The sequence below is a fragment of the Sulfobacillus sp. hq2 genome (assembly GCF_002903155.1).
GTDB lineage: Bacteria > Bacillota > Sulfobacillia > Sulfobacillales > Sulfobacillaceae > Sulfobacillus > Sulfobacillus thermotolerans.
This window is the reverse complement of record NZ_NWUL01000044.1, coordinates 72,698-98,147: the sequence shown is the minus strand read 5'-3', so window position 1 is coordinate 98,147 and position 25,450 is coordinate 72,698. Positions and strand designations below refer to the sequence as shown.

Sequence of the window (25,450 nt, the reverse complement as noted above, 5' to 3'; positions counted from 1 at the left end):
ATGGAGGGAGTTCACTTGAGCAGTCCAATGATGGAGCGTGCCTTGAGACTGGCCCGCCGCGGGCGTTACACCACCTCACCCAACCCTATGGTGGGTGCCGTAGTGACAGACAAAGACGGCATTCTGGTGGGAGAAGGATACCACAAGCGGCCGGGCGGCCCCCATGCCGAAGTGGGTGCCTTAGCCCAAGCGGGATCACGCGCCCAAGGCGGCACGTTATACGTGACGCTCGAGCCCTGTAATCACACGGGGAGAACTCCTCCGTGCACGGACGCCATTATCTCAGCCGGTATCGCGCATGTGGTCATCGCCATGAAAGATCCCAACCCCGAAGTTAAAGGCGGTGGCATCGAACGTCTTCAAGCATCTGGCATTACAGTAACCGTTGGCGATGGTGAAGCCGAGGCAGCGCTTCTCAACAAATTTTTTGTCACGTGGAGCCAACAACGACGTCCCTTTGTCACCTTGAAGGCCGCCATGAGTCTTGATGGCAAAGTGGCGACAAAGACAGGGGATTCGAAATATATTACGCATGCTAAGGCGTTGGCTTTCACGCATACCCTTCGCCGCCAGCATGATGCCATCTTAGTAGGCGTCAATACCATCTTGGCTGACGACCCCGCCCTGACCTACCGAGGACAAAGCCCCGGATCAGATCCGGTGCGTATCGTCTTAGATAGCCATGGTCGGACGCCGCCTGACGCGCGCATTTTTTCCGTGTCTTCTACCGCGCCTACGTTGGTGTTTACCACGAATCAAGCCCCCGAACCATGGCAGCGAGAGATTTTTTCTGCGGGCGGTGAAGTCATTGAAGTCCCCGCCGACCCACATGGCACCTTGGATCTCGCCGAAGTCTTACACGAATGTGCCCAGCGCCATCTCTTATCCGTATTAGTTGAAGGAGGTCCCACAGTCCATGCCGCATTCATCGCTGCGGGCCTTGCGGACGAATGGTATAGCTTCATTGGACCCCTAATCATTGGCGGCGAAGCTCCGACCCCTGTTGGAGGACCGGGCGTCAGCGCCTTAAGCGACGCGTGGCAGCTAAGGCCTCTGTCCGTCCGCCGTTTAGGGCCAGATGTTCTTATTCACGCCCAATTTCTTGGCCGTGACGTTGACCTCGAAGGAGGGCTACTACATGTTTAGTGGATTAGTTGAAGCCGTAGGCCAGTTAACGGCCACGGACAGTAGCAAAGACGCCCATGCGCGTACCTTGACTATTGATGCTCCTTTTGCACATCAGCTCGCGCTTGGAGAATCGGTCTCCGTTAATGGCGTTTGCCTGACGGTGACAGCCACCACCCCCGATCACTTTCAAGTCGAATGTACTCCGACCACGCTCGCGATTACGACCCTTGGCAGCTTGTCCGTCCCCTCTTTAGTGAATCTCGAGCGATCGGTTACACCAACGACCCGACTGGGAGGTCACTGGGTACAAGGGCACATTGACACCCAAGGAACCGTGGTCAGCGTGGTGCCGGAAGGCGAAGCCCATCACGTCACCTTCGCCTATCCCCAGGAATTTCAACGCCTGATTGTGCCATTTGGCTCCATTACGATCGATGGTGTCAGTTTGACGGTCGTGCATGCTGAGCCCGGTCAATTCCAGGTCACATTGATTCCGTTTACACAATCCCATACCACTTTGGGGTCCTTAAGCGTCGGCCAGTTCGTGAATTTAGAATTTGATGTGTTGGGAAAATACGTGCAGCAATTGCTCACGCCCTACGTTGACAACGAAAAGAGGTCAAGCATCCAATGACAGAAGAACAGCACAGGGAATTTAATACCATTCCTGAAGCCATAGAAGATCTTCGGCAAGGCAAGATGATCGTGGTTGTCGACGATGAAGATCGTGAAAACGAAGGCGATTTGGTCATGGCCGCCGACTTTGTGACGCCTGAGGCCATCAATTTCATGGCACAATGGGGGCGCGGACTCATTTGTGTTCCCATGACCAAAGAACGGCTCGAAGAATTACAAATCCCCTCGATGGTAGGGGCACCCGATGAATCCATGGACACCGCGTTTACTATCTCCGTCGATGCCAAGAACACAACCACAACCGGCATCTCGGCCCATGACCGGGCAGCCACCGTTCGGGCCCTTATTGATCCTTCGAGCAAACCCGAGGATTTTGTGCGCCCCGGCCACTTGTTTCCGCTCCGTGCGAAAGATGGCGGTGTATTAAGACGCCCCGGCCATACCGAAGCCAGTGTGGATTTAGCGCGTCTTGCCGGGTTGACTCCGGCCGCTGTTATCTGTGAAATCATGGACGACAATGGTACCATGGCCCGCTTGCCACGCCTCCAAGAATTTCGGCGCGAACACGGGCTCAAGCTGATTACCATCGCCGACCTGATTCGCTACCGACGCCATCAAGAAACCCTCTTTATCCGCGAAGGTCGAGCCCAACTCCCCACCCTTTACGGAACCTTTACCGCCATTGCGTATACGGAAAAGGAAACGAAAGATACGCATTTGGCGCTCGTAATGGGTGACGTCGCCAATGGCGAACCGGTATTAGTCCGGGTCCACTCGGAATGCCTCACAGGTGACGTGTTTGGATCCAAACGGTGTGACTGCGGAGACCAGTTGGATATGGCTTTGCGCATGATCGCCCAAGAAGGGCGCGGCGTCTTATTGTACATGCGCCAAGAAGGCCGAGGCATCGGCCTGGCCAATAAGATCAAAGCCTATGCCTTGCAAGAAGCCGGTTACGACACCGTCTCCGCCAACCAAGCTTTAGGATTTCCCGCCGATTCCCGGGACTATGGCGTGGGCTCGCAGATATTAGCTGATTTGGGCGTACGGAACATGCGCCTTCTGACCAACAACCCGAAAAAGTATCACGCGCTAGGTGGCTATGGCTTACGCATTGTTGAGCGGGTTCCTATTCAATCCCCACCTCGCGAAGAAAATGCCTTTTATCTCGAAACCAAAAAAGTCAAAATGGGACATTGGATGGACTGACGGTTCCAGTCTCCCATCATTATACGAAAAGCGAGGTCTCATACTGCCGTGTCAGAACATCAAGGATTTCTCACCACGTATTCCAGCCAATCATGGGCGATTGTCGTGAGCCGCTTCAATCAGCGGGTCACCGATCGCTTGCTCGAAGGCGCCGTTGATACGCTCATTCGCCACGGAGTTCCTGCAGACAATATCGATGTGTTTTGGGTTCCCGGCGCCTTTGAAATTCCGAATCTGGTCAACCGACTCGTGAATCAAAAGTACGCCGCCATTATTACACTGGGAGCCATTGTCCGGGGCGAAACGCCTCATTTCGATTTCATTGCATCGGCAGCCACCAGCGCCATTGCAGATCTCGCTCGGCACAGCCCTATGCCTATCATTTTTGGGGTCTTGACCACCGATACCATGGCCCAAGCGGAGGACCGAGCCGATGGAAAATCCGGCAATAAAGGCGCGGAAGCGGCGTTGTCCGCCATCGAAATGGCCAACTTATACCACCGTTTGCAAAAAGATTAAGTCCGAGGCGCATAGGCTCCATTGGCCAACCTTAGACTGACTTCCCCGCTCATCACCGGAACGCGGTCCGATCCCTGACGAATCCACAATGTCCCATCGTCCGAGACGTCTTCCGCAATTCCGGTGATAAGCCCCGAAGGGGTTCGCACCTCCACCGCGTAGCCTAGCGTCACGCTGACTGTTTTCCACTGCGCAATAATGGGCGCATTACCATCCTCCAGCCATTGTTCATAGCGTTGCTCTAAAGCCTTAGCCAAATGTCTCCAAAGACCCTCTATATCAACATCCTTACCCAGTTCTTGACTCAGTGTGGTAGCGTGGGGAAAGTCTTCTGGAACGGTTCCCAGGACATTAATTCCCATTCCCACGATCGCCCACGGTTGTGGCTCCGTTCCTCCTTCCACTAAAATGCCGGCGTATTTTTTTCCACCCATCACGGCATCGTTAGGCCACTTTAAGCCCGGTGTCATCCCTGTGGCCTGCTCCACGGCATCCGTCAAAGCAACCCCGGCCAACAGACTGAGAATTCCCCCTTGTCGTCTTTTAGGCGGATATAAGAGCACCGACACATATAAGCCTTGATTAGGCGGAGACCACCATACCCGGCCCAGACGCCCGCGCCCAGCCGTTTGTTCTCGCGCTAACACGACTGCCCCTTCCGGAACGTGTTCGCGGCGCATCCGCTCGCGCAAGACCTGGTTTGTTGACCCCACACGAGCCAGCTGGGTCAAATCCGCTCCAAGCCACCTTGGCTCCTTACTTTTCATCGGATGCTCCCCCCACAAATCCAATTCATGAGCCGGGTGACCGGTTGATTAGCCACCGCAGCAAGCAACCCCTGGATGTGACCCACGCCCGGAATCGTGAGCTGCGGATCGATTTCCGCCAAAGGCTCTAGCACAAACCGCCGTTGAGCGAGACGGGGATGCGGCACTTGTAATTGCGGTTCGTCAATACGCTCTTCCCCCCACAACAAGATGTCAAGGTCTAACGTTCTGGGCCCAAACCGCTCACCGCGCTCGCGCCCGCAAGCCGCTTCAGCCGCCTGCATTTGGCCCAGCAAACGCTGCCAATCCCACAAGGTATCCAGACACAGAACAGCATTCAAATAATCGGGTTGGGACGGTCCACCTTGCGGAGCTGTCCGGTAAATCCCCGAACACCCCGTCACCCGCCCCGCGCCCTGCAGCCATTCCAATCCTAGGGCAAAACATCCTAACGGATTGCCCAAATTGCCCCCGAAGCCGATATACACCTTAGGCATCACGCCAAATCTCCACTTCTACGTGCCCCAACACGCCATCAACAGGCGGCGCCATTTTGCGAACGCGCACCCGCACTGCTATCACACGCGGCAATGCCAGTACCTCGTCAGCAATGCGTTGCGCCAGGGTCTCCAATAAATTGACCGGAGGAGCTGCCATCACGTGATTGATGCGGCTGACCACCATAGCATAGTTAATGGTTTCGGATAGCTTGTCCTGTAACGCCGCACTGCGCGTATCGAGCCCTATGTCGACATCGACTTGGAAGGGTTGCGGAATATTTTTCTCGTGGGGTAACGCGCCGTGTTTCGCTTGATATTGCAAATCCTTCAACCGAATCCAGTCACTCATGATATTGCCACCGATCGGCCACCGCGACCGCATCGCGCGTGAGCGCAACATTATGTACACGCATGACATCGACGTGGTGCATCGCTGCAATGGCACACACGGTGGCTGTGGCCACATCCCGCTCTACGGGAGGCTTCCCCGTGAGTGTGCCCAAGAAGCGCTTGCGACTCGGACCTAGCAACAATCCCGCTCCCATCCCAGACAACGCGGGTAAATGGCGCAAGACTGTCCAACTGGCCGCACCGCTATACGCAAATCCTAGACCAGGGTCAAGCAAAATCCGGTCGTCGGCGATGTGATAAGCCCGAGCGCGTTGCAAGCCTTGAACAAAAAATTCCTCCATCTCGCCAAGATCCACCACGCCATCGGGCCACGGAACGGGTCGGTTAAACATCATAATATAGCCGGCGTTGCTATCCGCCAGCACCCGAATCATCTCCGGATCCCCTTGAAAGCCTTGAATGTCATTGATAATATCCACTCCCAAGGCAATCGCCCGGCGCGCGACTTCAGCCTTTTGGGTATCGACGGAGAGTCGCACGGCAGGCCAACGGGCCCGGATTTGGCGCAAGGGCTCTTCCAATCGGCGCCATTCCGTTTCGACATCGACGGGCTGATATCCTGGGCGAGTCGATTCTGCGCCGACATCAATGATGTCGGCGCCGTCGGCAATGAGTTGAGCTGTCTGATCCACAGCTCGGACCGGATCGTCGTAGCGTCCCCCATCCGAGAAGGAGTCCGGCGTCACATTGACAATCCCCATCACATAAGTCCTTGAACCGAGATGTAAGGGACGGGTTCCACAGCGAAAAATGCGCGGGTTACTCTCCACGGCGCACCTCCTGGGCTCGTTGCCGATCATACACGACGCGCCCCGCCACAATGGTCTTGTCCACGACACTGCGGTACTCAAAAGGATGGCCACTCCAGATCACCACATCCCCATCTTTACCCGGATCCAAAGAGCCTAGGCGGTCACCGACGAGACAAAAATCGGCGGCATTTTGGGTGATGGCCCGCAGCGCCTCGACTTCTTCTAGCCCCTCCCGCACCGCTAGCGCCGCAGAGACCACCAAGTATTGCACCGGCACCACAGGGTGGTCTGTGATTAACGAAATTTTGACCCCAGCGCGGGCTAAGATGCCCGCTTGCGCAAAGCCCCGTTCGCGCACTTCGGGTTTGACGCGCGCGACAAGACCCGGGCCCAACGACACAGGGACGTTATACGCGAGCAATGCATCCATCACTTTGAAGGCTTCTGTACCATGTTCAATGATTTGCTGTACCCCAAATTCTTGGGCGATGCGCAACGCGGTTAAGATGTCGTCTGCTCGGTGCGCATGGGTCCGCAGTGGAATGTGCCTCTCCAACACTTGAACCATGGCTTCTTGATCCAGGTTACGCTCCGTGTGAGGATCATTTTCCAAGCGTTTGCGGTAATTGTCGGCAGCGATAAATGCCTCACGCAGAGCTTTAGCCACGCCCATGCGCGTCATTGGAAACTTCTTGTCGGTGCCGTAGACGCGTTTGGGGTTCTCCCCCATCGCACTTTTCATGCCCGAAGGTGCTTTCAAAATCATATCCATAACATTGTGTCCGACAAGCCTAAGCGTCGCACCTTGTCCCCCAACGACATTGCCACTGCCAGGCGTTACCCACGCTGCCGTGATGCCCCCTTGAATCGCATCGCGCAACGCAACATCCGCTGGGTTAAAGCCATCAATAGCCCGAATCCCCGGAGTCACGGGATGCGTCATTTCATTGCCATCGGCTCCCTCGCGTCCCTCACCGTCATTGAAGACGCCAAGATGGGTATGTGAATCAATAAATCCCGGCAATACGTATTGTCCATGCGCATCAATGACTTGGGCATGCTCTGGCACCCATACGTCTGTGCCGACGGCGACAATCTGTCCATCATCATCTATCAGCACGGTGCCTCCAGCAATGGCCCCGTGGCTGATGGTCTCGACTCGTCCTCCTACTATAGCCAGCATGCTATCCCTCATATTCACGTATAATGTCGAAAGCCTTTGAGCAATCTCTTCCGCCATCATACACCGCCAGGCCGCCTGACAGCAAAAAGCCTATCACAAGTGAGGCATGTGCCACACCCAATGCGTTTGAGGGGTCAGGCCCCAGCGGGCAATGCGGTATTCATCCGCCGTGCTTTGTAGCAAATAAAGTGCCCCGGTAGGGCCCACCGTCCCGTATACTACGCTCTTAATTGGCACGGCATGCACCTTGAGCGTCGTACTTTCTCCTCCGGGCTGAACCACTTCGACTAACGCGCGGCCCGAGACATTGAGATTGAGACCCATATAAATCCATCCCCAGCGGTTGACGCCCAAGAGTTCACTATGCACAATCGGTTCTGGCGAGACAATCGGCACTTTGCGTACCAGATGATTGTGTCGACTATACACCCAAACCATGCGCTGATACCGGTCACTGCTGGCCGCTTCGACGTAAAGGCCTCCACTAGGGCCTGGCTCAAATGACCGGACTACCGCCGTAACCGGATACGTAGGCTGCACTTGCAAAGGACTATCCCAAGCGCTCTTGGCCAGATTTAACATGGCAATCTGCCGCCCCTGGGCAGAATATTTAGCCAACCACATTACGGACTCTCCATGACCAAGCCGCACCCCTTCTAGCAGCAAGTCGCCTCCATCGGCTGCCAAGTGCCAAATTGCTTCAGTCTGCCCCAAAGGAGCCTGCAGTTGAATCACTTTGGTGATATGCTGGTCAGCGAGCCGGTAGACGGCCAGCTGCTGGTTATCCACAAAATATAACGCGCGGCGGACAAAAACCAAATCGTCAATGATAGTCCCGGGCACGCTCACAGTTTTCCAAGGATTAGTGGATTCGATAATCCGATTGCGGTAAGAATCAGCAATCCAAAAATCCTTGTGCGCATAGGCAAAGGCCAGAGGACCATATTGCTGACCGTCAAGGCCTCGTGCTACGCCCACATGGGTTGGGCCGGCTCCAAAGGGCGCCTGCCACACGATCCGCGCCTGATCATTCATTTTCCAAAACTGCACCCGGTGCATCCCTTTTGCTACGACTCCCATAGCCAGGCCCAACACCGCCACCGCAATTGCTGCCTGTCGCCGCCTGTTTGCCACCCGCCTCCCCTCCTCCTTCACGTTATGCGTGCATCCCAAAAGACATGTCCTCGTGGCAAAAAAGACATCACCCAAAATCCTTTGTTTTTTTGCTGCAACATCGTTACACTAGGAGAAAGGCCAAAGCTCACCGCGGTACTTTGAGACGCTTTGGCTGTTTGTTGCTGGAAAGAGGAGAAGAACAAACGCGTTACCGAAGACATCCAGCGCGACCCGGGGACCTACCCGCCCAAGCGCACCAGTGGGACGAGTTCTTCAATCTGCTAACCGACCGGATGCTTGTGGGCGTGGACTTGCATACGGACCGATTTCTTTATGCCAATGCGGCTTTGCAAAAAATGTTGGGCTATTCGGCCCAAGAATTGCAGTCGCTCTATGTTTGGGACGTCTTGCAAGAACCCTATAAATCCCAGATTCAGGCGTCCATTGCCCTAGGACTGCAAGATCCCAACCATGTCACAGCCACCCTCATTAAAGCCGTGCGCAAAGATCAACAGCCTATTTGGCTGCAAGCCTATGCCACTTCGGTGTTTTATCAAGGACGCATGGTACGCCTCGCCAACTATATCGATATTACCGAAACTATGGCCTTAAAAGAGCAAATGGACCAGGAAGCGGCCACCTTTTATCAAGTGCTAGATGCCATCCCTACTCCCGTCGTCATTGCTCGCGAAAAATTTCTTTATGTGAATCCCGCTACGGTGACGTGGTGTGGATATACGCCCGAAGAGTTCACACACATGCACTTATGGGATGTTCTCGCCGTAAGCGATGATCTGCGTCACCGCATGCAGATCAACATTCAAAGACGGCTAGCGGGCGAATCGTTTACCGAAGAATATCCCCCCATTCAAATCAAAGGGCGAACCGAGCGACCCATCTGGGCCCGGATAGCGTCTCGCACTTTGTGGCACAACCACCAGTGGGTCATCTTAGCGGTCGCTTCCGATGTGACAGAAACTGTTCTGCAAGAACATCAACTGTGGCAGGAAAAAGAACGCTATCGTACCTTATCGGAAGTGGATAGCCTCACCGGGATTTACAACCGCCGGATGTTTGACCGGGCCTTGCAAGCCATCTTACACGAGCACGCCTTAGGCCGCAGACGTCCCGTGCTGATCATGTTTGACTTAGACAACTTCAAACAACTCAATGATGCTCTCGGCCATCATACGGGCGACCGCGTGCTTCGCGAAGTTGTCCGGATCATCCGCAGCAATTTACGCAGCAGTGACATCTTTGCGCGCTATGGTGGAGAGGAATTTACCATTATTATTCCCGACACGTCTTTGGACGCAGCCTATCAGTTAGCCGAACGTCTTCGCACCGCAACACGCCAGCACGACTTTCATATTGGTACCGCCGTCACCATTAGCTTGGGCCTCACCGCACTAGAGCGTGAAGATACCCCGGAAACGGCCATTCACCGCGCCGATGCGGCTCTATATCAAGCCAAACGACTGGGCAAGGACCGGGTCGAGAATGGCTAATGCTTGGAAGCGCCCCAGCGGGGATAGAGATTCCACGCATTGGATTTATCAGGCGCATAGGTATCAATCACCACTAAATAATCGCGCGCCCGGGTCAATGCTACATAATACAAGCGTTCGCGTTCCGCGTCTTGGCGCACGCGTTCTTCTTGCTCTAATGCTTCCCAATCGCGGCTGAGAAGATCCTTACTGGCTAAGGCAATCCGCCCTTGGGACAAACGCAAACCCGGATGCGTTGCCCGAGGACGTGAGTGCCAATTGGCCACGATGACAATCGGCCACTCCAAGCCTTTCGCTCGGTGCACCGTGAAAATATGAACCGCATCATTCTCTGTGGGCAACGGCCCTTCCTCTTCTTTATCGCGTAGCTGAACCTTACGTTCCAACCATTGGCACAACTTATCAATACCCCAAAGATCCCCTAAGTCACGGCTCAAATCCGCAAGTTTTTCAAGATTAGCCAAAGCCCCCGCGTCTTGACGCGCGCTGAGGGCCGCAGGTAGTCCACTCCAATCATAAAGGGCCCAAAAAAAATCTTCAGCCCGCCATGCCCACCACTGTTGGTGCCAATTCCGCAATTGCGCTAAGGCCCGAAGAACCGCCGGATGGCCTTGGGCATTGGCCTCCAGATAAGCAAATGTTCCGCCTAAACGGCGATGCTGGGCCAACTCTCTATGCGAAATGCCCACCCATGGAGAACTCAGCCATGCGACAATGGGCAAGACAGCCTGCGGCTTGCGCAATGCCGAGAGAAACTGCTGAAATCCGCGCACTTCATCCCGTTCAAAAAACCGAATGCCGCCTTCGGGTGCCACCGCTAACCCCGCTTGTGTCAAGACGTCTTGATAAATGCTCATGCCCGTCCGGTTGGGAATCAACAGCGCCACATCGCCTAAAGTAGCCATGCGCGTGGCCCCATTTTGCGGATCTAAAATCGCCAGCTTTTCGCTGACCACCCACTGCTTTAGCCATTCAGCAATGAGGCGGGCTTGAAAAAGTCGTTCGTCATAGGCTGAACCGTCGGTAGGTCCCCCTTGAACGATAAACCGCGGGGCTTCATCAGCTGGCATGTACGGGACAAGGGGTGTATATGGAGCGACATAGGGACGGGCGGGGTCTAGTTGCTGTGGCCAATTTTCCGTAAAGAGGGTATTGACCGGTTCAATGATTTCAGGACGCGACCGAAAATTTTGCACAATATCAAGCAGCAAGGCCCCTTGCTGCTGCAACTGAGCACGTACCATTTGATAGGTTTCCACGCTGGCACCACGGAACCGGTAAATGGACTGCTTGGGATCCCCCACCACAAACAAAGAACCTGCAGGCACCGGTGCCTTTGTCCAATCGCCTTGCCATGATGGATTCAAGGTCCGGATGATAATTTCTGCCTGCACCGCATCCGTATCCTGAAACTCATCCACCATAATCATGTCGTAGTCCCGCTCTTCGCCACGCCCCCTCCGCAAAACGTGGCGAGCTTCCCACAACAAATCATCAAACGTGAGTTGCCCTCGCTGCCAGCGAAAATCTTTCCAAAATGGCAAGAACCCTTGCGTCATAAGCGATAAAAATTCGGCGAGGAGGTAGTCAGCGAGGTGCTGCCGAAACGCTGCCAGGGACTCTTTCAGGTCTGCCACCCACTCCTTTTGTTCCGCCAGCGCTGAGGCCTCGGCCCACTTCTTGCGGTTTCCCTTCGGTGCCCCCACTTGCCAACTGGCCAAGGCCTTATACCATGCGGCACGGTCCAGGGTTTTCAGCGAACGCATAAACCGCACAATGTCATAGATTTGCAGACGTCCTTGATCATCCTCCGCCGCCAGATCCTGAGCCCGCTGCATCCATTTTTCGCCCGTTGCCAATAGCTCATCGACCCAATCCAATCCGGGCTTGGTGGCTGAATAGCTAGGAATGTCCGGCTCTTGGCTAAGCATTTTCGCCATGGTATGAAACCGTTCAAAGGGCAAGCCCAAGCCTAAGATCGTACGCGTGCATTCCGCTGCTGTCCCATCCGACGCTAACCAGGCGCGAAAAGCCTGATCAAACAACTCATCTTGCTCATACGGATCCATGACCCGAAAATTGAGCGGCACCGCGGCACGAGGCCCCATGCGCTGCAAAGTCCGCATCGCAAATCCATGAATCGTGGTAATCGCGGCCCCAGGCAATTGCTCCAAGGCCCTTTGGGCTAATGCCGCCTCGAGAGGATCCCCCTCGCGGATGACGTCCTCAAGGCGCATCGCCAACCGGGAGCGAATTTCATCAGCAGCTTTTTCCATAAAAGTGATCAAGGCGATTCGGTCCAAAGACATCCGTTGGTGAACCACGGCGTAAACGGTGCGCGCCACCATGAGCGTTGTCTTGCCCGTTCCCGCTCCCGCTTCAACCACAATATTATGGCGGAAATCCGTGATAATGCGGTCGCGGGTTTCTTGATCCACGACGCGCGGACGCTGTGCTTGGCTCACCCTTGTTGATCCTCCCATAATGTCCAATATGCGCCCTCTGTCTCATGTTTGCGGCGCGCCTCTGCCTTAATGTCGCCTGGGCACAATCCCGTGTACGGACATAACCGGCACGGATCCGCCGTTAATTGCGGCAGGGGCAAAAAGTCGCCCGCCACCATGCGCTGCGCCATGGCTGCCAAAATATTTTCGACCCGCCCGCGCGGCATTTTCGCCACGTCTAAGACTTTTTCTTGGAATTGATTGTGCAAAGACACGCCGAATAGACGCGCGCTCACCGTAGCCCCCGGCACACTCTGCGCCAAGGCTTGGCGGTACAAGGGCATCTGCAAGTTGTCTGGACGCACATGATTGGGATCAGATAAGGTTCCCGTTTTATAATCTGTAATGAGAAGTTCTTGCGTTTTCCACCCATCAATGCGGTCAATACGCCCAGACAATTGCCATAACACATCTCTGGCCTGCACCGTAAACTCAACTGGATACTCTGTCAGAAACGGTTTAGATGGCCGTACCAAGGGCCATACTTGCCACAATTCGCGGACAATGTCGTCTCGCGCATTCTCTAGCACGGGCCCTACCGGAGATCCCGACCCCATATCCATGGCAGACACCTCATTGACCCACGCGTACAACACATCCAGCGTCAGCTCTTGTCCGTAGGTCACCATTTTCTCTAAAACCGCATGGACCCATTGGCCGCGTAAGGCCGCAGGCACCGCCAAACCATCTTCGGGGGAATCTGCAGGAATTTGTAAAACACGTCCATAAAAAAATGCCAAGGGACAGGTACCAAATGCCTCGAGAGCCGAGGGAGAGGCTTTCAAAGACACCAATTCTTGCGCAACGTCTGTGCCGATCCGCCCTGTATAGTCGTCAAATGCCTTGCTGTCATAGTGGCTGCGGTACCATAAAGCCGACCGCCCATCGTCTTCTGGCCTAACTGACTTTAGGTCTTTGGGGTTGATCGAGACGGGTTCTGGATTAATGCCTATAGGCCATAGGGCATTGCCGTCCTCATAGCCAAACCACCACAGTTCACGAGCCCCTGATTCTTGGAGCAAATGCATGAGATGCAGGTCTTGATCACGACCATGGGTAGATGCCGGCAACCCAAAGTCTTGGGCCAAATGCGCCGGCCATAAGGGATCGGGGCTAGGTGCGCGGGGAAATGTCCCCTCCTCGGCGGCCACCACCGTTATCACAGACGCCGTCAAGAGCCGGGCATTTAAGCCGTATGCCCACCTGAGCCCCTCCTGCGCGCGTTGAAAGGCTGGCTGAAAGGGCAACAAAGCCCACATCTCATCCAGTAAATCCGCATTGGGCCGCCATGGCCAGTGATCGAACAAAGCCCAATCATCTGCTCCTTTAAGCGACCGTGTCAGAGCCTCGAGTCCATGAAATGCGGCGGCTTGTTGCACCAACGCGACCACCTCTGTCCACGAAGAGGCTCGGTGAATGTCCTCCGACCACCGTTGTGCAAACTGCCCGGCTTCTTGGGCCCCGGTTCCGTGCACTGCCATCACTTCCAGCCAATTCCTGTGGTCCGCATCATCGTGGGTATGGCGGACAATGCGCCAAAACGCCTGCCAGACATTACGAGCAAGCCGATACGGCCCAGCGTCCTCCGCTACAACCACCCCGCGGCGCTTGGCAAATTGCAACAAAGGTTCAGGCTCTTGGCCTGTCACAATGAGCAGATGATCCTCTGCGCCTTGGGCTTGCAAATGGCCGGCCACCTTCTCCAACAACGGCGTCCCCTTTCTCACCCGTACCCCCAATTCCCGTGCAGAAGACCTGTGCGCGGGGATTTCCTCAATCACCGCGCCTTCCTCTCGCCACGCATTGACCCATGGCTCGGCAAGTTGATTGCTATAATGCTGCAGCCATGGTGTATAGACCGTAAGCGGATAGCGTGCAGCTAGGGCCTTGATAAATTGCCATTGCGCAGCATGAGCTTCCACATAGCCGTACAGGACTAAAGATTGCCAAGGGCGAACACTTTTCACGGTCTGCGCATATTGATATACCCTCAGTTCATCGTAAACCCGGGTGGGTATAACCCCTTCTAACCACTGTGTAATTCGGGGCCAGTCAATCCCACCTGAGGCGGGCAGAGAAATATGGCGACGGCGTAGTTCTAAAGCATGACGGACAATGCTAAGATAGATACCCGGGACATCAAGGGGCAAACTCTGGGCAAAATCACGCGCTAACAAAAAGGCGAGCGCTTTTTCCATCCCGATCGGTGCAACATGGACACCCTGAGGCAATAACGATCGCGCCAAGTCCCACAAACTGATGATTTCAGGGAGGTGACTCTCTTCAGGTTGGCGCAGTTGGTCAGACAAGAACACCGCGAGTGTCTGATTGGGCACGACAAGACCCCACGGCTGCGTCTGTTGGCGGGCTTGGTTGGTCAACCGTTCCAGTAAATCGGACGCAGAGCCTAGGACAAGTCTTACCACGGGCTTCCCCCTCCTAAGGTGTCAAGCTTTCTTTATATATACGCGGTATGAGACAGAATCCCTGCGCAATGTCGGGATAGAAAAGAGGCGCATGTTCATGATTCGGATGATTGCATGTGACTTGGATGGCACCTTGCTCGATGAGGCAGCACACGTGCGCCCGCAAGCCGCGCACGAACTGCATCAACTCTGGCTCCAAGGGCTGCACGTCGTCGTCGCGACAGGCCGAAGCTGGCGCACCGCGGTACGTGTTCAGCGCGAGCTTGGTATCTCAGGTCCCATTGTCGCGCATAATGGAGCGTATGTCTTCAACCCCGCGCTGCCCCAGCCTGATCTCTACCGGCACGGCGTCCCGATCACGAGAACGCAAGAAATGATGCGTTGGGGATTTCGACACCACGCGCACCTGCGCTGCTATTTGGGATATGCCAACCCTGTCCTATTCACGCAATTTCCTCCCGACTATGACGTATGGCAAAAACCCGAAGACCAAGTAATCACGGAGGACACCGCCATAGAAACTGAGCCTTTGGAAATTTTAATGCTAGGTAACCGCAAGGTCACACAATTTATTGATGATTTTGGCTATCAAGGCCCCGATTATGAATTGACAGTCTTTAGCCATATCGGTTACCAAGAGGTCAATATCTGTGCGCCGCGTGTGACCAAGGCCGAAGGCCTCCAACATTTAGCGCACCTATACCACATCAAGCCACATGAAGTGCTCGCCATTGGCGACGGCATGAACGACCTTCCTATGCTGCAATGGGCCGGCGTAAGTGTCGCGGTCGGCGAAGGGCTCGAAGCCTGCCATCAGGTGGCAGACTACATTACCCCTGTCCCTTGCTCTGATCCCGTCTCCGCCGCTCTCTCGTGGGCATGGCGAAAGCACTTGCTGCGCCCGCTTCCCACCTAGGGGCGGGAAGCGGGCCAGCATCATGAGACAATGATGCCACGCCCCAAGCCTAGTTCATTCAACACTTGCTGTCCTGATTCACTCAGCATCGCAGCGGCAACAACTTCGATATCGGGCGCTGGAGAACGGTCATCCTCAAGCGTCGGCACCATCGTGCGCACCCATTCATAGACCTTGCGGGTCGCAGGCGCCAGCAAGGTCGGTCCAATTAAATCCGCTGCCTGCGCACCCGCCAACAGCTCAATCGCCAGCACATAGCGCAAGTTCCCCACAATCGTTAACGATTTGCGCGCTGAGGTCGTCCCCATGGAGACATGATCCTCTTGGTTTGCTGACGTTGGGATGGAATCCACACTCGACGGATGAGCCCACACCTTATTCTCTGAGACCAGACTCGCCGCTGTGTATTGAGCTAACATCAGTCCGGAATGCAATCCCCCATGGGTGGTAAGAAATGCTGGGAGTCCGGACAACGTGGGATTGACCATGCGCTCAATGCGGCGTTCACTAATGCTGGCCCATTCTGCGGCCACGATCCCTAAATAGTCCAAGACCAATGCCAGCGGTTCCCCATGGAAATTGCCCGCCGAAATGACCATATCCTCGTCGGCAAAAAGAAGGGGATTGTCTGTCGCGCTATTCAACTCCGCGGTCACTACGTCAGCAATATGGGCTAAACCCTCGCGTGCGGCCCCATGCACTTGTGGTGTGGTTCGCAGGGAATAGGCATCTTGCACCCGCAATTGTCCAGGGCTCGTCGTCAATTGGCTACCGTGCAGCAAATCCCGCAGATGCTGCTGCACCAAAGCCTGGCCAGGATGAGGACGTACACGGGCAACGGCGGGATGAAATGCCAAGGGAATCCCTCTAAGCACATCGATACTCAAAGCCGCTGCCGCATCCGCCCAATCGGCCAATCCTGTGGCTTCGTGGACAGCTAACACCCCCATCGCTCCCATCGCCTGGGTGCCATTAATCAAGGCCAACCCTTCTTTGGCTTCTAACACTAAAGGTGTCAGACCAGCACGTTCCAAAGCTTTTGCACCCGGGAGCACCTGTCCTTGGTAGGTGGCCATGCCTTCGCCAATGAGCACTAAAGCAAGGTGGGCCAATGGCGCTAAATCCCCACTGGCCCCAACCGACCCTTGGGATGGAATCACGGGAACGACGTTCTTATTCAACAGGTTCACCAGTTGCTCTACGACCACGGGGCGCACGCCCGAATATCCCTTGGCTAAAGCATTAGCGCGCAGCGCCATCATGCCCCGAACGACCGTTTCAGAAAACGGCGTGCCCACCCCCGCACTATGACTGCGTAACAAGTTCACTTGAAGGGTCTGCCTTTTATCTGCAGGAATAACCACCTCGCTAAATCGGCCAAAACCGGTCGTGACGCCATAGACCGTACGCTCTTCATCCAGGTAACGTACTACCATATGACGGGAGGCCGCCATGTTCATGGCGGCCTCCGGGTCTAACTCCACAGGATCGTAATGTTTTGCAATAGCATAGGTTTGGGCTATCGTTAAGCCCTCCCCCGATAACGTGACATGGGGCATGGCTTTAGTCCTCTCTTCTCGATTTATGGATTTTGCGGACGAATCACCGAGACGGCACGCTGCGGTTCTTGTAGATGCGTGCTCCGCGCTTGTTGAATATCTTCCAGGGTAACGTGTTGGACGGTATCCATATAATCATAGATATCAATCCCACGGAAAAAGAGACTATTATACGCATAGGCAAGTTCTTCGGGGTTTTGAAACAATCCGATAAACTCTCCCATTTCCCGCCGTTTGGCGCGATCTAAATCCTCTTGGGTTAAGGGAGCCTTCACTAGCCCCTCAACCAACCTGGCTTCGAGTTTTTCGGGATCCGGCGTTTCTCCACCCAAGGCGCTAAACCCAAAGGTCGTAGATCCACCATAACGCGCATAAAAGCGGTCATTAATCAGACCCTCACGATACAATTCTTGAAACAACCCGGAACTTTTGCCACAGAGCATTTGCCACATCAAGCCATAGGTGATTTCCCGGTGCAAGAGAGCCTTACCAGTTAGCCCGACCTCAGCATCCTTATATCCCATCACAAACAAAGGCATCGAGACCACCATCGTTTTTTCCACATGCTTCTGATGGACGGTGGATGGTTCTTCCGGATACACCGCCACCACGGGACCTTGAAAGGCATATCCTTTTGGCTCTTGGTTGCTCCGCACCCAGTCGATAATCTCAGATGCATCGACATCGCCAATCACAAGAAGAATCATATTACTGGGGTGATAAAAAGTCTGGTAACACGTATATAAATCCTCTGGCGTAATCGTGCGAATCGATTCCACACTGCCCGCGATGTCAATACGCACGGGATGATTCACATAAAGCGCCTTCATCAAATTCGAATGCAGTCGATCCCCTGGCATATCCAGGTACATGCGAATCTCCTGCTCGATGATGCCCTTCTCTTTATTGACGTTGGCTTCTGTAAAATAAGGACTTTGAACAAAATCTAACAAAACCGTAAGGTTCTCTTTCACGTGGCTCGTCGTTTGAAAAAGAAAGGTCGTAGATGTGTAGTCCGTATAGGCATTAGAGGAGGCGCCAAGCCGCGCAAAATCATCAAACGCATCACCCCCGCCCTCTTTCTCAAACATTTTATGCTCCAAAAAGTGGGCGATGCCGTCCGGGACTGTAATAATATCGTGCGTCTTGGGATCATGAAATGCGTTGTCTATCGACCCATACCGGGTCGCAAAAGTCGCAAAGGTTTTGTGAAAGCCCGGGCGGGGAATCACAACGACGGTGAGCCCCGACGATAAGACGGTCTGGATGCGCTTCTCGCCAATCGCCGCATTTTCGAGCGTCTGATTCATAACACTCATTGGGCCTCCTCCTGTCTCTGTACGTCTTCGGCTTGGGTTAAAAAGAAAATCGTGTCGAGGCTCACGGCCTTTGCCACCTCTTGGACTTGTTCCCGTGTTACATTATGTAAGGCTTGAATGAGCGCCGTGCCCGATTGACCACCGCCCATGAGAATTTGTTCTAGTTGGCGTGCAATGATCTGACTGGGATTGTCTTCTTCAGACAAAATATCGTTTTCAAAAGCACGCAACGTAAACTCCCATTCTTGTTCGCTAATCTCGCCTTGCGCCATAGCATCGAGCTGTTCACCAATAATTTGAATCGCAGGGTCAAAATCCTCAAACTCGATCCCCGCTCCAATCAGCATCGCCCCTAAAGCAGCATCAACGCGGGCATATGCATAGTATGCCAACGACGCCTTTTCCCGTACATTCAAGAACAGCTTGGAATGAGGAAATCCCCCCAAAATGCCCGCGTACATCATCAAAGCCGGATACCGCAGATCCGTTAACGTAATTCCGGTATGGTATCCCATATTGACCTTGCCCTGTTGAACGTTTTGACGCTCAATCAACGTCCGGTCATGAAATCGTTGCGTGTAAGGAGCGATAGGTTCCAACATATCTGCTTGACGCGTTTGATAGCGGGCCATAAACCGCTCAATGGTTTTAGGGTCCACATCCCCTACGGCAAACAAGACAAAGGGTTTGTGCCCCTTGACGGCTTCATAATGGCGGAAGAGACTTTGCGGCGTGATGCGGTCGAGCTCGTCGATCGTCCCTAACTTCCGCAGACCAAAAGCCCGTCCGTCCGCCATTTGTTCAATCAGACGGGTTAAGGCATATTGTCCTTTATCATTAATCAACGATTGAATCTGCCGGCGCAATAAGTCTTTTTCTTGATCCACGATAGCCGGAACAAAGCTCTCCCCCTCCGTTAGCGGCTGTTCGAGCACCTCGTACAAAAATTCCAATCCTTGTGTTAGCGTATCGGGATGACCGGGCAAATACTTGCCGTTGACAATTTCCAAATGAAAGGACAACAACTGTTTGTCGCCCATCTTGCCCACGTCCGCTCGAAACGATGCCCCATATAACGATTCCAAAGTTTGCTCCATGCGTTGGAAGGTCGGCCAGCTTGTCGTGCCCCGCTGCATCACATGGGGCAACAACGCTCCTAAAGCGGCCTCCTGACGGCTTAATTGATTAATCCAAAAGGCATGCAAGGTAATTGTTTTGAACCGCTTGGTTGGAAAACAAAACCAGCCCGTGCCCTGCTCCATCGTGCCGATAAACGCTGTTGCTTCCGCTGTGGACAATCCATCCACTCCTTTCCGTCTTACCATAAGAATAGCCTGAAACCCCGTGAAATATCACGAGTTTTTCAGGCTACCCACTTAAATGGCCACTTCGCGACCTTTCACAATGGACTCGAGTTCATCGGCCAATAAGGTTTCCTTTTCCATCAAGGTTAAGGCCAGACGATTTAAGGTCACCCGGTGCGTCATTAAGATGTGCTTCGCGCGTTGATACTGTTCCGTGACAATTTGCTGCACTTCGCGGTCAATCGCCGACGCTACATCTTCTCCATAGTCGCGATCGCGTCCAATATCTCGTCCCAAAAACACTTGATCTTGCTTCTCCCCATAGGTCATGGGGCCCAACTCATCCGACATTCCATATTCGGTAATCATCTGCCGAACCATGGATGTGGACTTCTCGAGGTCGTTTTGCGCTCCTGTGGAAATCTCCCCAAAGACAAGCTCTTCCGCCGCTCGTCCTCCCAATGCCATCGCGACCTGATCGAGAATCTGCGACTTCGTGACCAAATACCGGTCCTCATCGGGTAAGGGTAGCGTGTAGCCCATCGCCATGCCTCGCGGAATAATCGTCACTTTGTGCACCGGATCCCCGTGGGGCACCAACATTCCTACCAAGGTGTGACCCGATTCGTGAAAAGCCACGGCCTTTTTTTCCTTTTCGGTGACGATCCGGCTCTTTTTTTGAGGCCCTGCCATAATGCGCTCCGCTGCTTCCTCAAAGTCACTCATGTGAATTGTGCGCTCCCGGCCCCGTGCCGCCAATAACGCGGCTTCATTACACAAGTTCGCAAGATCCGCTCCCGTATAGCCTGGGGTGCGCTTAGCGATGACATCGAGGGTGACATCATCTGCCAACGGTTTGCCACGCGTATGCACCTTTAAAATGGCCTCGCGGCCGCGCACATCCGGGCGGTGAATAATCACTTGACGATCAAAGCGGCCCGGGCGCAATAGGGCAGGATCCAGCACATCTGGACGGTTCGTCGCAGCCACCACAATAATGCCTTCATTGACGCCAAAGCCGTCCATCTCCACCAACAGCTGGTTTAGTGTTTGCTCCCGCTCGTCATGGCCGCCACCGTAGCCCGCGCCACGCATTCGGCCCACGGCGTCAATTTCATCAATGAAGAGAATGCACGGGGCATTCTTTTTGGCTTGGTCAAACATATCGCGCACCCTAGACGCGCCAACTCCCACAAACATTTCCACAAAGGCTGAGCCGCTTTCCGAAAAGAATGGCACTCCGGCTTCTCCTGCCACCGCTTTGGCTAATAACGTCTTGCCGGTACCTGGAGGTCCCGATAACAAGATGCCTTTCGGAATACGGGCTCCCAATTCCAAGTACTTTTTAGGATACCGCAGAAAATCCACGACTTCCTGCAGCTCTTGCTTTTCTTCCTCTACCCCCGCCACATCAGCAAAGGTCACCCGGTTATGGTCATCGGTGTGCAATTTCGCTCGGGATTTCCCAAACTGCATGACCCGATTGCCCCCACCTTGAGTTTGACTGAAGAAAAAGTACAACATAAAGACAATCAAGAGCAGTGGCAAAATGTTGCCTACAAGGCTCAACCAAAAGGACGTCGTCGCAGGCTTCATAATGTTCACGGTGACATGGTCATTTGTCAGCGTGTTGGACAACGACGCGGTCCCACCCGTCGCGTATGTCGTTTGAAACTGTTTGCCGGTCGTGGTGGTCGCATAAACCACATGGGTTTGAGGATCCACACGCACGCTGCTGACCTGTCCGCTATGTGCCATGGACAGAAGACGGCTGTATGATTCCTGGGGCGTTGTAGACGATTGTCCACTCATTAATTCCCACAACGTAACAATGAAGAGCACCGCCAATACAATGGTCAGTCCTCCTCTAAGCCATCGATTTGTCAAGAAACGGCCTCCTCTCGCACGATTGCGCCGCAAGCGGCGTGCATGGGCCAAGTTGCGTTATTATACCACAATATTATATTCCTTCTTTAACCGGGAAATCCCCTTGAAAATACTCAATCTGATGACACCGGCCACCAATTTTGCATCGCGCTGCTTCCGCCGTTACCAATCCCGCTACCGCTAACACCTGACGGTCATCCTCTGCCGCCACAATGACGGGCCACAACCGTCGTTGGGACCAGGGAAGTTTGGCATCCACAAAAATGTCTTGCAGTTTCTTATGATGACCGGCCATCCCCAAGGGCTCGATACGGTCACCTGGTCGCCACGCCCTCACCTTTAATGCGCTCCATCGGTCCGCATTAATGAAAGTGGCCGATGCCTGGGGTTCCTTATAGAAGGTTTGTGAGACGACTAAGCGTCCTCCAGGCAACATGAGACTTCCCTGCAGCGGCAGCTCATGAGATGGCCATAACGTGTGGATAGCCGCACTATCCCCGGCAATTAGCCAATCACCCTGGGCATTTTGCCAGACGCGAAAGCGCTTAGGCCACTGGGCCATGCCATCACGCGCCTGTCTTATATGTTTTCGACTCAGTCTTAGCCCCCGAACTTGACCAATCCGCCGCATGACATCGGCCTGGACAGCAGGCAGCAACAGGCCAAAGGCTTTGGGTAAGAGCAGCGGTTCGGCACGCACATCGATATTCCAAGATAGCAGAAACTGCTCGGAGCTTTGGGCAATCACCTGATATTCTTCCTGCGCCCGCTCAGCCAGCTGCGCTAAGGTCGTCTCAATTTGCGGATTGAACCGAGTCTGTAAAAGCGGCAGTAATTGCCAGCGAATGCGGTTTCGAAGCCAATATGGGTCTTGGTTGGTCGGATCCTCCCGCCATGACACATCGTGCGCTTGCAAATAATCGCGCAAACTCCCTGGGCTAAATGTGAGGAGAGGACGCACAATATCTTGGGTTTTTTCTCGCATCCCCTGTAATCCTTGAATTCCTGTCCCTGTAATCAGACGCATCAGCACGGTTTCGGCTTGGTCGCGCTGGTGATGTGCCACAGCAATCCAAGCATCCGGTCCTGCCTGTTGGCGGTACGAACGCAAAATCCGGTAGCGTTCCCGCCTTGCAGCCATCTCCCATGATTCACCACGTTCGCGCACAATGTGAATCGCCTCTACTACCACGTCCATGCCCAAACGGTCGCGCACCACCTGTTGCACCCACGCGGCATCGTCTGCGGAATTCGGCCGCAGATTGTGATCGACATGGACGGGTTGCAACGTCACCGGCCACTGCGGATTAATTCGCGCCAGGAGAAAAAGCAGCGCTAAAGAATCTGCGCCGCCGCTGACGCCGACGATAATCGTAGCCCCTGGCGCCCATAACCGACGCGCGGTGTCCAAAAATCTTTGTTCGATTGACAACACACCCATCATTCGCAGTCCTCTCACGCAAGCGGCCTTCATCGACTTGTAGTATAAAAGTCGACCGCATTTGGTGCAAATGCACCCCTAGCGGCGTGAAGCTTTTAAAGGAACAGGAGGGATATGTTGCCATTCCCTAGGTTCTGAGATGCTTGGGATCCGGCTCGCTTGGCGATGGCCCTTTATCTGGACGACCATCACAGCGGCATCGTCGCGCCCGTCTTGATCGTGGCCCAGCATATAGCTCAAAATAGTTTCCGCCATGACTTGCGGATTGGCTGTAGGCATTTCTTGCAACAATTTGGACAACGTTTCCTCCGCATGCGCATCGGCACCTTCCAGCACCCCATCGGTCACCATGACGATAAGGTCGCCGGGATCCAGCGTATGATAAACAGGCTCCACGTGGACTTCTTGCAAAATACCAACAGGTACCGCGTGAGAACGAATGATTTCCACGCGGCGATTTCGGCATAGAAATGTGGGGGCTGCCGCCACCTTAACCATCTCGGCCCCCTTTCCCACGCGGTCAACCATCAAAAGATCTAACGTAGCAAAATGATCCTCCACCGATCGTAAAAGCAATGTGGTATTGACCGCACGCACCGCCAGGACTTGATTAAATCCCGCTTTCAACAGCTGTTCTAAAAGAGCAACCGCCGTACCACTTTCCCACGCAGCTCGCGGTCCCACGCCCATACCGTCCGATAACGCAAAGACCACGCGGTCTTTACCCAATTCACAGACCATCTCGCTATCTCCCGTGACGATACCCCCACGTCTGGGACGCTTGGCCACCCCCACTTCACAATCGAGAGCGGGCTCCACGACACGCACTCCAGCCCTCGGCATGTGACCAGAGTTCAAATCCTGAGCCATCTCTTGAATAAGAGAAGCCAAACCCCCGAGTTGACGTTCAGCCAGAGCCCGCGACTCTTTAACCCGTAGACGATAGCGCGCGCGCTCCCGCTCCTTGCCTAATGCCACATTCGCGGCCTGAACCACCGCGTCTGGACGAATACAGCGTTTTTGCAAATCGCGGCTCAAATCCGCGACAGACAAGAGTTCTCCTGTAGGCTGATTTGTCAAATCCAGAAGGCCGCGGTAGGAGCGATAAAATTCATCCTCCCAACAGGACCGATATAAAGAACATTTTCGGCAGACTTGGCCGACAACGACCTCGACTAGGCTCGTTTCCTGCCCGGTCTCTTCTTCTTCAATTTGAAACGCATGCGCCATTTCCTTCATGACACCCGCAATCTGCTCCATCCTCGCCGGCAACTGGTCGGGACGCTCACCGGTCACCAGAACTTGGACCCAAAGGCGCGCCGCCGTCACAAAAGATCCCGGCAGGGCTTGAAAGAGCACGCCTGCCACGCCCAATGATACCCAGAGCATGGTCATTTGATGAGGCAGTCGCACCATCACCGCGTAGAGCACAATGCCCGCAATCAAGCCCACAGGCGCCAATCGCCATTGTCGAGATGCTAAGATTCCCGCAAGAAATCCTCCCACTACAAGGATCCCGAGCCCGCCGCCAGGACCTGAACCCCTGACGGCCAATGTAAAACCCAAGGTGGCACCTGCCACTGCGCCGCCGGCCGGGCCATTTAGGACCGCGGCGCCCAAAATTAGCAAGCCCCCCACGATGAGACTCGGCGAAAAAGGGCCAAACATCCAGCCTTCAAGCCCAGCAATTAAGGATCCTGTCGCTGCCAGGCCCATGACCAAGGTTGCTTGATTGCCTTGTCCGGTGTCCCACACATGAATCTGACGCAGCGCGGCCCAATATAACAAAATGGCTCCCATACCAATGAGCCCGGCCATAATGGCTTCAAAAGAATTGACGCCCCGGCCCGCTAAGTAGAGTCCGCCAGCCCCTAGTCCCACGAGAGGCCACTGCATCCAGCCGCGTCCTGTTCGGTGCCACGGCATGGGAATTGCCAGTGCGAGTCCTAACAAGGCCACACTCGATATCCAATTAATCCCTAGCACAGTGCCAATTAATCCGCCAATCAGCACGGCCCCAAAGACAGAACGCCACCTAGGCCATACCAAGACCAAAACAATCCATAAGAACGGCGCGGCACGGTGGAAAATCATGGCTTGTCCTAATACCAACCCGACGAGCGCCATCATCAATTGAATCTTGCGAATGTCCTTTTTATGACTTTGAGCTTTAGGGCTTGGTTCTCTCGCGCCCACACCTTGCATATTCATGGATAATGTCCCAGCCACTATGTCTGCCCCCTTATTCATGGTTCATTTGGAACCATAGCAGATGGCAAACGGCATAATCTGGAAATTAATGCCATGACCATGCGATTGTTTGTCGACACAATGAACTCAAAATCCCAAAATTGGGACACAAACA

General features: G+C 54.3%; 20 protein-coding genes. 6 read left to right on the top strand and 14 right to left on the bottom strand.

What is annotated here, in order from left to right; all coding sequences use genetic code 11:
- Positions 1 to 15: 15 nt before the first annotated feature.
- The 4 genes from ribD to ribH are packed head-to-tail and all read left to right on the top strand — an operon-like array spanning position 16 to position 3,492.
- On the top strand, positions 16 to 1,146 hold the full coding sequence (ribD, locus tag CO251_RS12380) for a bifunctional diaminohydroxyphosphoribosylaminopyrimidine deaminase/5-amino-6-(5-phosphoribosylamino)uracil reductase RibD (protein WP_242968587.1): 1,131 nt from the start codon (positions 16 to 18) through the stop codon (positions 1,144 to 1,146).
- Positions 1,139 to 1,762: a riboflavin synthase gene (locus CO251_RS12375; protein WP_103376122.1), complete on the top strand. Its 624-nt coding sequence runs from the start codon at positions 1,139 to 1,141 to the stop codon at positions 1,760 to 1,762. The genes ribD and CO251_RS12375 overlap by 8 nt, the downstream gene beginning before the upstream one ends.
- On the top strand, positions 1,759 to 2,973 hold the full coding sequence (locus tag CO251_RS12370) for a bifunctional 3,4-dihydroxy-2-butanone-4-phosphate synthase/GTP cyclohydrolase II (protein ID WP_103376121.1): 1,215 nt from the start codon (positions 1,759 to 1,761) through the stop codon (positions 2,971 to 2,973). Before CO251_RS12375 ends, CO251_RS12370 begins: the two co-directional genes overlap by 4 nt.
- Positions 2,974 to 3,021: 48 nt before the next feature.
- Complete coding sequence (gene ribH / locus CO251_RS12365) at positions 3,022 to 3,492, top strand: 6,7-dimethyl-8-ribityllumazine synthase (protein ID WP_103376120.1); 471 nt, start codon at positions 3,022 to 3,024, stop codon at positions 3,490 to 3,492.
- On the opposite strand, the gene CO251_RS12360 is transcribed toward ribH, so the two are convergent.
- The 6 genes from CO251_RS12360 to CO251_RS12335 form a co-directional block, all read right to left on the bottom strand.
- Entirely contained in the window at positions 3,489 to 4,259 is a 771-nt protein-coding gene (locus tag CO251_RS12360) for a biotin--[acetyl-CoA-carboxylase] ligase (RefSeq protein WP_103376119.1), read from the bottom strand. The genes ribH and CO251_RS12360 overlap by 4 nt on opposite strands.
- Positions 4,256 to 4,756 (bottom strand): 2-amino-4-hydroxy-6-hydroxymethyldihydropteridine diphosphokinase, encoded by a 501-nt coding sequence (gene folK / locus CO251_RS12355; RefSeq protein WP_103376118.1) that lies wholly within the window; start codon positions 4,754 to 4,756, stop codon positions 4,256 to 4,258. Before folK ends, CO251_RS12360 begins: the two co-directional genes overlap by 4 nt.
- Positions 4,749 to 5,108 carry a dihydroneopterin aldolase gene (gene folB, locus CO251_RS12350; RefSeq protein ID WP_158246332.1) on the bottom strand — a complete coding sequence of 120 codons (360 nt, stop codon included), beginning with the start codon at positions 5,106 to 5,108 and terminating at the stop codon, positions 4,749 to 4,751. Before folB ends, folK begins: the two co-directional genes overlap by 8 nt.
- Entirely contained in the window at positions 5,101 to 5,940 is an 840-nt protein-coding gene (gene folP / locus CO251_RS12345) for a dihydropteroate synthase (protein WP_242968586.1), read from the bottom strand. The genes folB and folP overlap by 8 nt, the downstream gene beginning before the upstream one ends.
- Positions 5,930 to 7,105: an amidohydrolase gene (locus CO251_RS12340; protein ID WP_103376156.1), complete on the bottom strand. Its 1,176-nt coding sequence runs from the start codon at positions 7,103 to 7,105 to the stop codon at positions 5,930 to 5,932. Before CO251_RS12340 ends, folP begins: the two co-directional genes overlap by 11 nt.
- A 93-nt stretch (positions 7,106 to 7,198) precedes the next feature.
- Positions 7,199 to 8,239 carry a hypothetical protein gene (locus CO251_RS12335; protein ID WP_103376116.1) on the bottom strand — a complete coding sequence of 347 codons (1,041 nt, stop codon included), beginning with the start codon at positions 8,237 to 8,239 and terminating at the stop codon, positions 7,199 to 7,201.
- 161 nt (positions 8,240 to 8,400) lie between these two features.
- On the opposite strand from CO251_RS12335, the gene CO251_RS12330 reads away from it, so the two are divergent.
- The gene (locus CO251_RS12330; RefSeq protein WP_158246331.1) at positions 8,401 to 9,729 is read left to right on the top strand and encodes a sensor domain-containing diguanylate cyclase; all 1,329 of its coding nucleotides are present in this window, start codon (positions 8,401 to 8,403) and stop codon (positions 9,727 to 9,729) included.
- On the opposite strand, the gene CO251_RS12325 is transcribed toward CO251_RS12330, so the two are convergent.
- The gene (locus tag CO251_RS12325; RefSeq protein WP_158246330.1) at positions 9,726 to 12,194 is read right to left on the bottom strand and encodes an exodeoxyribonuclease V subunit beta; all 2,469 of its coding nucleotides are present in this window, start codon (positions 12,192 to 12,194) and stop codon (positions 9,726 to 9,728) included. The two genes, CO251_RS12330 and CO251_RS12325, sit on opposite strands and share 4 nt — an antisense overlap.
- On the bottom strand, positions 12,191 to 14,659 hold the full coding sequence (locus tag CO251_RS12320; RefSeq protein ID WP_103376113.1) for a PD-(D/E)XK nuclease family protein: 2,469 nt from the start codon (positions 14,657 to 14,659) through the stop codon (positions 12,191 to 12,193). Before CO251_RS12320 ends, CO251_RS12325 begins: the two co-directional genes overlap by 4 nt.
- Positions 14,660 to 14,756: 97 nt before the next feature.
- Here CO251_RS12320 and CO251_RS12315 point away from each other — a divergent pair, with 97 nt between their 5' ends.
- Complete coding sequence (locus CO251_RS12315; protein WP_158246329.1) at positions 14,757 to 15,575, top strand: HAD family hydrolase; 819 nt, start codon at positions 14,757 to 14,759, stop codon at positions 15,573 to 15,575.
- 20 nt (positions 15,576 to 15,595) lie between these two features.
- Here CO251_RS12315 and hutH read toward each other — a convergent pair whose 3' ends face one another.
- The 6 genes from hutH to CO251_RS12285 all read right to left on the bottom strand — a co-directional run bounded on the left by hutH (position 15,596) and on the right by CO251_RS12285 (position 25,314).
- On the bottom strand, positions 15,596 to 17,134 hold the full coding sequence (gene hutH, locus CO251_RS12310) for a histidine ammonia-lyase (protein ID WP_103376111.1): 1,539 nt from the start codon (positions 17,132 to 17,134) through the stop codon (positions 15,596 to 15,598).
- Positions 17,135 to 17,157: 23 nt separating this feature from the next.
- Complete coding sequence (gene yfmH, locus CO251_RS12305; protein WP_103376110.1) at positions 17,158 to 18,453, bottom strand: EF-P 5-aminopentanol modification-associated protein YfmH; 1,296 nt, start codon at positions 18,451 to 18,453, stop codon at positions 17,158 to 17,160.
- Positions 18,450 to 19,760 (bottom strand): EF-P 5-aminopentanol modification-associated protein YfmF, encoded by a 1,311-nt coding sequence (yfmF, locus tag CO251_RS12300; RefSeq protein ID WP_173677106.1) that lies wholly within the window; start codon positions 19,758 to 19,760, stop codon positions 18,450 to 18,452. The genes yfmH and yfmF overlap by 4 nt, the downstream gene beginning before the upstream one ends.
- 69 nt (positions 19,761 to 19,829) lie before the next feature.
- Positions 19,830 to 21,644 carry an ATP-dependent zinc metalloprotease FtsH gene (ftsH, locus tag CO251_RS12295; RefSeq protein ID WP_103376109.1) on the bottom strand — a complete coding sequence of 605 codons (1,815 nt, stop codon included), beginning with the start codon at positions 21,642 to 21,644 and terminating at the stop codon, positions 19,830 to 19,832.
- A 73-nt stretch (positions 21,645 to 21,717) separates the two neighbouring features.
- Positions 21,718 to 23,088 carry a tRNA lysidine(34) synthetase TilS gene (gene tilS / locus CO251_RS12290; RefSeq protein ID WP_158246328.1) on the bottom strand — a complete coding sequence of 457 codons (1,371 nt, stop codon included), beginning with the start codon at positions 23,086 to 23,088 and terminating at the stop codon, positions 21,718 to 21,720.
- A gap of 75 nt (positions 23,089 to 23,163) precedes the next feature.
- The gene (locus CO251_RS12285; RefSeq protein WP_158246327.1) at positions 23,164 to 25,314 is read right to left on the bottom strand and encodes a SpoIIE family protein phosphatase; all 2,151 of its coding nucleotides are present in this window, start codon (positions 25,312 to 25,314) and stop codon (positions 23,164 to 23,166) included.
- Positions 25,315 to 25,450: the final 136 nt, after the last annotated feature.